The sequence below is a fragment of the Ginsengibacter sp. genome (genome assembly GCF_057362405.1).
On record NZ_JBMQQG010000281.1, the window covers coordinates 1 to 9,682 of the forward strand.

Sequence of the window (9,682 nt, forward strand, 5' to 3'; positions counted from 1 at the left end):
GTGTCACCGATATTCCCATCAAAAAGGCCGGATAGCTTTACATATTTTTGTGGAGGATACGAGAGATCTTCAGTAATAGATACAAAATATAAGTCAGCAGTTCCTGAAATAGATTTTAAAGTGCTATCCTGCGTTTCATTAATAACAACTTTAGTTGCATTTAAAAATCTTTTCCCGTTAAATGCTAACAAATCATTTTTACTGAAAGATGAAGAAACGGGTAGTTGAAAAGATATGTCGTGGTAAATGGAGTTGTGATTCAGTAAATCGCTTGGATACAAGGCCCATGCAAATTTTAAGGTATCAATAGAACTTCCTGAAGAATCTTTTTGAAGCAAAGAATAATAAGATGCAATGTTGACTAATGGCGCATCGTTAATATAAGCAGTTGCTACATTATACCCGCGGGAAGTAAATCTGCTCAACCCGTTGTCATCCGGATCGGGAAAGAAATAATTTCTGCGACATTCAGTTGCCATAAATAAAGGAGCGCAAATTAAGAGTAGCAGGTATTTATATTTCATTTTTTATGATTGAATAATTTATAACCGAATGTTAGCTGTAGAGGTGCAATTAGTTTATAGGTCATTGGATAGTATTCAAAATTAGAAACCAACGGTGGGGTTTGAACATACAACTTCAAAAACATATCCTGCTTTGGCCTATGAAAATTATAGACAACTGCCATTCCAAGCACAAGGCCCGAGGAATCTGTGCTTACGTCAGGATTCAATACTTCATAATTTTGGTTATCATAGTTTTTATAGCTCACTTTGAAATGTTGAGAACTGACCCCCATTGTAAGATCAAGATAAATACTATTATCACTTTTTCTACTAGTATATAAATGAATTTCACCGCCAAAATTTACCGTGAATATTCGAGGCATTATTACCTCATGTAACGTCACATGCGCAGCCAATGCTGAATTTACAGTATAAGCATCGGCGCTGGTGTTTCTCGAAAAAAGCAACCCATAATTCCCTTCAATAAAAAACCCGGATCTTCTAAATGGCTCTATTTTTATAGAAAGAGGAATATGGTAAAATGTATTTTGGGAATTGTTTAAATCTTTTGAAATACCTGTAGAAAAAGCGATGAATGATTGAGCCTTTGTATTAGATGATATATTAAGAAATAACAGCAATACAAAAGCAATTTTCAATTTCATATTCAGTAGTTCGGATTTACGGTAAATTAAATGTACCGTTTATTGTTGTTAAGAATTATTTAATATCCTTAAGATTAATTTTTATTAAAAATTAAACACCCGTCTCCATAGCTTAAAAACCGGAAGTTGTTGTTCAATGCGTATTCGTAAATGGATTTCCATCCTGCCTGCCCGGTAGGCAGGTTTTCTCCAGCCATAGCTGCCACCAATAATAACAAGGTTGATTTTGGCTGATGAAAATTTGTAATCAATCCTTGTACAATTTTGAATTGATAACCCGGCGCAATTATTATTTGTGTTTTGATAAAGAGTCTTTCAGATTTTTTATCGTGAAGAAAATTTAATAAAGACTGTAAAGCTTCTTCTGTACTGAAAGGATTTTTAAAGAGATCGTCTTCATATACTTCCCACTGGTGTATTTCCAACTCTTCGATTGAAGCATTTGGATAAAGCATTGTTTTAACGCCCATCCAGTAAAGGCTTTCAACAGTCCTTACCGAAGTGGTTCCCACACAAAAAATTCTGTTCGAAATATTTTTTATCAGTTGTCCAATAAAACCCGTGGAAACATCAATCCATTCGGCGTGCATCTCGTGGCCTTGCATGGTTTCACTTTTTACGGGTTTAAAAGTTCCTGCTCCCACATGAAGCGTAACAAAACCGATGTCAATATTTTTTTCTTTTAAAGATGAAAATATTCTTTCCGTAAAATGCAACCCGGCAGTTGGCGCCGCAACCGACCCCTCGTATTTTGAGTAAATAGTCTGGTATCTTTCGGCATCACTTTCGCCTGCGTCCCGCTTGATATATGGAGGTAACGGCGTTTTGCCTGCGTGTTCTATAATTTCTGCAAAGGAGTATTCGCCCGGGCTCCAGCTCAATTCAGCAACATAGGCATCGCTTAGTTTTTCAACCAGTTCAGCTTTTAATGTTACTTCGTCGTTATCGATAGTAAATTTTTTTTCAAGATATTTCTGCTTCCATTTGCCGGCACCGCCAATCATGCATTTCCATCGCACCGATTTTTTTTTCTGAAGAACAACAGCGTAATCATTTATTTTCTCATAGGGTTCCAGGCAAAAGATTTCAATAACTGCGCCCGTGTCTTTTGTAAATAAAATTCTCGCTTTAATAACTTTAGTATCATTAAAAACAAGAAAGCTTTTTGAAGGTAGATGGTTAGCAATATTCAAATAAATATCCTCATTTATTTTGCCATTTTCATAAATCAACAACCTTGACTGATCTCTTTCTTCTAATGGGAAAAATGCAATTTTCTCTTCAGGTAAAAAATAATCATAGTCATTTATGGAGATATCTTTCGGATGCATGTATTGGTAGCTTAACTTTTGGAAAGTTTAAAATGTCCAAAAGTTCATCATGATAACATTAACTGTTAAGAAATGCAGACACACTTGCCAGCCACTTCAAATGTTCTTTCTTGCAAAGTGATTCATGGCCGCTGTTATTGTAAATTACCAGTTGTTTTGGCTGGTTCAAATTTTCGTAGACTTCTTTTCTTTCTTCCGGGGTAACTCTTACATCGTTCAATCCAATCTGCATCAGAACAGGGCAATGGATTTTCTTTACATACTCATCAGGGTTAACTTTGAAAGCCCAAAACCCGTGCTCTATACCGCCCCAAAAAGTAAGCAATGTTCCCAACGGCTCGCCGGGCAAATGCATGGTTTTTAATTGTCCTTCCACAGCATTTTCCATAGTGGCAAAAGGCATTTCTAAAATTACTTTTGCAGGTTGAAGATGATCTTCGTCTATAGCCCGCGCTACTGTTGCCGCCCCCATAGATATTCCCCAAAGAACAATATTTTTTTCTCCCTTGCTTCTTAAAAAGTTATAAGCAAGGGTTACATCTTCTGTTTCCCGGTAGCTAATAGTGCACGTGTGTCCGTCACTGTTACCATGTGCTCTAAAATCGATCAGTAACACATTATAACCCATATTTAAAAAGGCTTTCGCTTCTTCAAGCACATCGGTTTTGTTATCGCCGTATCCATGAAACAAGGCAACGGAACCACTTGCGTTAGTTGCCGCACTATACCAGCCTGCTAATTTTATATTGTCTTTTGTAGTAAGCGTAACATTTGAAAAAGACGCAGGAAGAGGAACATTTTTTTTCTTGATATAATCTTTGCCAAATAGTATATCGCTCGCATGATCCCATGCCGTTTTTTTGTTTTCAGGTTTAATAATTACTTCACCCGAATTATAAAAATGTGTAAACTTGTAGGCGTTAGTTGCGCTAATAAAATTGATAAGTACAAAGACAATCAAAATTGTCCAGAGAAGTATTTTCAGAAATCTTTTCATAAACAGATACTAGTATAGAAAGCTATATAATTGGATGAATAAAAATCTGGTCTGTTTAAAATTATAATGGGAAAACGAAAACTTCACTTTGAGCATTTGCTTTGGGGATTCGAAAGTTTTCTTCCCTCAATCCTTCCAAATGAAATTGGATAGCTTCGAAAATATTTTTTTCAACAATAGATTTTGTTTTACCTGTAGCAATCACTCCGGGCAAATCCGGCGCATAAGCTGAATATCCCGTTTTTGTTTTTTCATATACTACCAAATACTTTCTCATTGTTTGTCTATTTGAGCTTGCTTAAATATACTATTTAACGTTCCTGGAGCTACCTCATCGCTTTGTTAGTGGACTGCAATTGTAACCAATCCCTTTTTAGATGGATGCTTGTATTGTTTATGGCTTCCTTTCTGTCGAACCAAGTACCACCCATCTTTTTCGATAATCTTAATTGCATTTCTAGCCTTCATTCAAATTTACACTTTATTCTGTTTTATCTCATCTACAATTGCAGGATCCAACAAGGTGGTTGTGTCGCCAAGATTTTCTGTTTCGCCTTCAGCAATTTTTCTTAAAATGCGTCGCATAATTTTTCCGCTTCTTGTTTTCGGAAGACCATTTACAAATTGTATTTTATCTGGTTTGGCAATAGGCCCAATAACTCTTGCAACTGTTTCAAGAATGTCATTCTTTGCCCGTTCATCTTCATGTGTATTTTTTTCAGTAATAACGAACGCATAAATGCCCTGGCCTTTTATATTATGAGGAAATCCGACAACAGCGCTTTCTACTACATTGGTATGCATGTTAATTGCATTTTCAACTTCGGCCGTACCGATGCGATGGCCACTCACATTTAAAACATCGTCTACCCTTCCCGTTATACGATAGTTACCGTCCTTATCTTTAAGCGCTCCGTCGCCTGTAAAGTATAGATTTTCATAGGCGTCAAAATAGTTTTTCCTGCAACGTTCATGGTCACCATAAGTAGTTCTTAAGATGCCTGGCCACGGCGCTTTTATGCAAAGATTTCCTTTCAATAAGCCATGTTCATCAGGTTCGGTCACTTCTTGCCCACGGTCATCTACCAGTAACGGCTGTACGCCAGGCATGGGCAACGTAGCCCAGCTTGGTTTCGCCGGGGTAACACCCGCTAAGTTTGAAATTAAAATCCCACCTGTTTCTGTTTGCCACCACGTGTCTACAATCGGGCATTTGTCTTTCCCAATATTATCATCATACCAATGCCATGCTTCTTCATTAATGGGTTCACCAACCGTACCCAATACTTTTAAAGTTGACATGTCTTTACCCTTCAACGGCTCTAAACCATAACTCATTAAACTCCTGATAGCAGTGGGCGCTGTATATAAAATATTTATTTTGTATTTATCAATTATATCCCAGAACCTTCCCGCATCGGGCCATGTTGGCACGCCCTCGAACATTACGCTTGTGGCACCAGCAGCTAAAGGACCATACACGATATAACTATGCCCGGTTATCCACCCGATATCTGCCGTGCAGAAATGTACATCGTCGGGTTTATACTGAAACACATTTACAAAAGTGTAAGTAGTCCAAACCATATAACCGCCGCAAGTATGCACCACGCCTTTGGGTTTACCCGTTGAGCCGGAAGTGTATAAAATAAACAACGGATCTTCCGCATCCATTTCAGTTGCGGGCATGGTTACCACATTATTTCTTTCAATTTGTGATAAGGCATAATCCATTTCATCCTCCCACCATACATCCCTACCCTTAAGCATTGAAACCGGGGTTCTTGTTCTTGTATAAACGATTACTTTCTTTATAGTACGGTTACCAATTAAGGCATCATCAATAATACTTTTTAATGGAATAGCTTTTCCACCGCGGTAAGCACCATCACATGTTACAATAAATTCTGCATTGGCATCATACAATCGGTCTGCAATACTTTGTGCAGAAAATCCACCGAAAATTACACTATGAATCGCCCCTATCCTGGCGCAGCCCAAAACAGCGTAAGCCAGTTCCGGCACCATGCCCATATAAATACAAACACGATCACCTTTTTTAACACCGTTATTCAGCAACACCTGGGCAAACTGGCAAACTCTCTTATGCAATCTTGTATACGTAACAGTCCTGGTTCGTTCCTCCGGGTTATTAGGCTCCCAAATGATGGCAGGTTTTTCGCCCATTGTTTCAAGATGGCGGTCGATGCAATTTTCAGTGATATTCAATTTAGCACCTTTGAACCATTCAACCTTCGGCTCTTTAAAATTCCAGTCAAGAACCTTATCCCATTTTTTGCGCCAATAAAAGTTTTTAGCAACATCCCCCCAAAACGATTCTGGGTCATCTACACTTTTTTTATACGCTTCCTTATATTCTTCTAATGAATTTATTTGATATGGGTATTTCATATTTCAATCGTTTTTATGTTTACTGTTTTATTTTTTACTTAGATCGTTGGCCTTTTCATATTCTTCTCTTTTGATAACCTCTGGTATAGCCGGAACCATCGCTTTGTAAACCGCATCTTCAATAGATCCTCTTATATTTAACTTATATAAATTATCACTTCTTGTTGGATTCACACGGTTGCTTAAAAATACGTAAACCAGATCATATTTCGGATCAACCCAAATACAGGTTCCTGTATATCCGGTATGCCCAAAAGTGAGCGGAGACGCAAATCTTGAAGGATAAGGATGAGGATCTGTAGTGATATAATTATCTTTTTGAGGTTTGTCAAAAGCAATACCACGCCTGCTGATACTTGAATTGTAGGCCGTAAACAATTTAAGAGTTGACGGCTTAATATATTGTTTGCCTTTAAATGAGCCGCCATCTAAAAACATTTGAAGAAGTGCGCCAATATCTTCTGCATTGCTGAATAAACCAGCGTGTCCTGCATCCCCGCCAAACATGGCACTTCCTTCGTCATGAACATCTGCGTGCAAATGTTGATACCGGAAATATTGATCCAATTCTGTGGGAGCAACGAGATTCGTATCAAACCTGTTCCTCGGATTAAACCCAATTGAATGAAGCCCCATTGGTTTGTAAAAATATTTATCGACGTATTTATCAATTCTCAACCCTGAAAGAGCCTTAACAACATCTGCCATTAAAATGAAGTCATTGTCGCTGTAAACATATTTTTCGTCTGGAAGCAGCTTACTGTCGGCTATACTTTTGTTCATCGAATCCGCATAATCTTTTCGCAAATACAAATTCTGTGCAACTCTCACGCTAAATTTAGCAGATGAATCCGGACGGAAGTATTGAGGCAGGGGCTTTCCTGTAACCGGATCTACCGTTTTCTTATAAAAGACAACATCTGCGACAAGCCTTGCCTGGTGAAGCAATATCTTTTTTATGTTTAGATTTTTTTTATCACTTTTTCTTACCCATGGTAAATAAGTTCCCAATGTTTTATCGAGCCTTAACTTACCCTCGTCATACAATTTCATAACGCCAAGTGTAGTACCGCAAATTTTCGTTACCGACGCCATATCATAAATGGAATTAAGGCTTACAGGTTCCGGCGTATCGTAATTATAAGTGCCATAGGCTTTTTCAAAAACAATTTTTCCATGCCGTGCAATTAAAACCACGCAGCCAGGATAGGCCTTTCCGGCAATTCCTTCAAGTGCAATAGAATCAATATCGCGTGTCATTTGCAAGCCGTTAAGTCCTTCCGAAGCTGGCGTTGCAAGCGGCATAATTCGTTTCGAGATAACGCCCGTGCCATACTTGTATTTATCGCAAACCGTTACGGGTAAAGTTCCCTTAGCAATTATTTTTCCCTCCAGAATATCTGCAGCAGCATTTTGAGTAGTAGAATCGTCCTCGTAACAAGCCACCAAATTATCGGAATTGCAAAAGTTTTTGATTGCATAAGGATTTCCAAAATCAAATAAAATGGTTTTATTATTTTGTTGAATTTGTTTAATAAGTTCCAATGCATAACTGCTGATGCCGAATTGATTTGCCGGGTAACGGTTGTAATTATGCACCCCGATTACTACAGCATTGTAACGGGTCTTAAGCAATTCTACCGTAGATAATATTCTTAAGGCAGTTTCCTGGTAATCAAAATAAAATGCATCCGCTTTCAGGTCGTTTTTCAATCTTGTAGAAAAAGTATTTGCGCTATCAATTCCAATACCTATATAAGCGATCTTTTTGTTTTCATCGGTCAGGGGGAAAAATTCTTTATCCTTATTGGTTAGAATCGTGATAGCATTCTCTGCGACCAATTTTTTCACAATGTCTGAGCCCGCATTCAAATCATTAACAAGATTGGTTGTATCTACGGGTTTTGCATTCGCCATGCCGTAGATGAATTTGTATTGCAATACCTTCTTACATTTTGCATACACGTCGTCCCAGCTTAATTTGTTGCTATCTATAGCTTCCCTGATTTTTGCAATAGATGTGGCAACATCTTCAGGGAGACAAAGTATATCATTGCCCGCAATAAGCGACTGTGCTGCAATTTGCCCACCGGGGAAAAATTTAGCCACGCCCTTCATACCAAGCGCATCCGTAAAAGTTAAGCCCTGGTAATGCAATTTATTACGCAATAATCCTGTAACATTTTTCTTTGATAAAGATGTCGCCGTATTGGCAGTAGTATCAATGGCAGGGATATATAAATGTGCGATCATCACGCTTCCAACTCCTGCGTTAAACATTTGCTCAAACGGATATAATTCAAGCGAGTCCAGTTGCGCCATACTTTTATTAATCACAGGAAGATCCAGGTGAGAATCGACAGAAACGTCGCCATGGCCAGGAAAGTGTTTGGCACAAGCCAGCACACCTTGCCGCTGCAAAGCTTTCATATAGGTAACCCCATAACGGGCTACTTTATATTTATCTTCCCCAAAAGAGCGGTCATTAATAACAGGGTTATCGGGGTTATTATTAATATCAACCACAGGTGCAAAATTTACGTGTATGCCTTCCCGTTTGCATTGCTCACCCACCAGGTTACCGTAGGCAGCAATAATAGCGGTGTCATTCACGGCGCCAAGCATCATCTGGTGATTGAGCGGAATAACACTATCCTGCCGCATACCTAATCCCCATTCAGCATCTATGCAAACCATCAACGGCGTCTTTGCAATACTTTGGAAATAGTTAATGAAATTTGCCTGCTGAACAGGGCCACCCTGGAAGAGGCAAATACCACCAATGTTATATTTTGTAATTGCATCCGCAATCAGAGAGTCATAATAGACCGGCCCGTCTTTGGTGTAACTGCTTTCTCGCAATACCATCAATTGCGCAATTCTCTGGTCATCACTCAATGTATTAAAAACACTATCGGCCCAATATTGAGCGTGGTTGTTTTTTTGTATTTGTGAGAAAGTAACTGAAGAAATTGTGAGAAGAAAAAAAATTGTAAGCAAAAATTTATTCATTGGGAAAGATATATTTGAAGCTGGGCGCAAGGTAAACAATTATGTTTTTTTACAAGTGCTAAAAAAGAGATTTATGTTTTTATGAAGAAAGCACCACTGGTGGCCGATGTATAACTTAAATACCCGACCCAAGTATAATTATTAAATTTGCAAATTAAAAAAGAGGAGTCCTTTGGCCGACATTATTACCTTATTGCCTGAAAATATTGCGAACCAGATTGCCGCAGGCGAAGTAATCCAGCGCCCCGCCAGCGCGGTAAAAGAATTGTTGGAAAATGCAGTAGATGCCGGTGCAACAGAAATAAAGCTTTTTGTGAATGACGCAGGAAAAGCTTTAATACAGGTAATCGATAACGGGAAAGGAATGAGCGAAACCGATGCCAGGATGAGCTTTGAGCGACATGCTACTTCCAAGATAAAAAATATTGATGACCTGTTTCACATAAAGACTATGGGGTTTCGCGGTGAGGCATTAGCGAGCATAGCCGGAGTAGCACAGGTGGAATTAAAAACCAAAAGAACCGGCGAACCCGTTGGTACTTTCATCGAAATTGAAAACAGTGTTGTGATTACACAGGAACCGGTAGCCACTCCTGAAGGAACCAATATTGCGATGAAGAACCTTTTCTTTAATGTTCCGGCAAGAAGAAATTTTTTAAAAAGTAATGCGTCAGAGTTAAGACATATCGTTGATGAATTCATTCGTGTGGCGATGGCCTTTCCGACTATTTTTTTTTCACTTACGTCTAACGGCCAGGA

Annotated in this window: 9 protein-coding genes; 1 reads left to right on the plus strand and 8 read right to left on the minus strand. The window is 38.6% G+C overall.

What is annotated here, in order from left to right; all coding sequences use genetic code 11:
* From ACO1O5_RS23035 to ACO1O5_RS23070, 8 genes are all read right to left on the minus strand, one after another.
* A partial coding sequence (locus tag ACO1O5_RS23035) for a hypothetical protein (RefSeq protein WP_486274511.1) occupies positions 1–524 on the minus strand: 524 nt, incomplete at its 3' end.
* Positions 521–1,171, minus strand: a complete 651-nt coding sequence (locus tag ACO1O5_RS23040; protein ID WP_486274513.1) for a hypothetical protein — start codon at positions 1,169–1,171, stop codon at positions 521–523. The genes ACO1O5_RS23040 and ACO1O5_RS23035, both read right to left, overlap by 4 nt.
* 74 nt (positions 1,172–1,245) lie before the next feature.
* The gene (locus ACO1O5_RS23045; protein ID WP_486274514.1) at positions 1,246–2,502 is read right to left on the minus strand and encodes an S-adenosylmethionine:tRNA ribosyltransferase-isomerase; all 1,257 of its coding nucleotides are present in this window, start codon (positions 2,500–2,502) and stop codon (positions 1,246–1,248) included.
* Between the two features lie 58 nt (positions 2,503–2,560).
* On the minus strand, positions 2,561–3,499 hold the full coding sequence (locus tag ACO1O5_RS23050; protein WP_486274516.1) for an alpha/beta hydrolase: 939 nt from the start codon (positions 3,497–3,499) through the stop codon (positions 2,561–2,563).
* A 61-nt stretch (positions 3,500–3,560) separates the two neighbouring features.
* Positions 3,561–3,776, minus strand: a complete 216-nt coding sequence (locus ACO1O5_RS23055; protein ID WP_486274517.1) for a type II toxin-antitoxin system HicB family antitoxin — start codon at positions 3,774–3,776, stop codon at positions 3,561–3,563.
* A 65-nt stretch (positions 3,777–3,841) separates the two neighbouring features.
* Positions 3,842–3,967 carry a type II toxin-antitoxin system HicA family toxin gene (locus ACO1O5_RS23060; RefSeq protein ID WP_486274519.1) on the minus strand — a complete coding sequence of 42 codons (126 nt, stop codon included), beginning with the start codon at positions 3,965–3,967 and terminating at the stop codon, positions 3,842–3,844.
* Positions 3,968–3,973: 6 nt separating this feature from the next.
* Complete coding sequence (acs, locus tag ACO1O5_RS23065) at positions 3,974–5,911, minus strand: acetate--CoA ligase (RefSeq protein ID WP_486274520.1); 1,938 nt, start codon at positions 5,909–5,911, stop codon at positions 3,974–3,976.
* A 27-nt stretch (positions 5,912–5,938) separates the two neighbouring features.
* Entirely contained in the window at positions 5,939–8,923 is a 2,985-nt protein-coding gene (locus tag ACO1O5_RS23070; RefSeq protein ID WP_486274522.1) for a serine hydrolase domain-containing protein, read from the minus strand.
* A gap of 172 nt (positions 8,924–9,095) precedes the next feature.
* Here ACO1O5_RS23070 and mutL point away from each other — a divergent pair.
* A partial coding sequence (gene mutL, locus ACO1O5_RS23075) for a DNA mismatch repair endonuclease MutL (protein ID WP_486274524.1) occupies positions 9,096–9,682 on the plus strand: 587 nt, incomplete at its 3' end.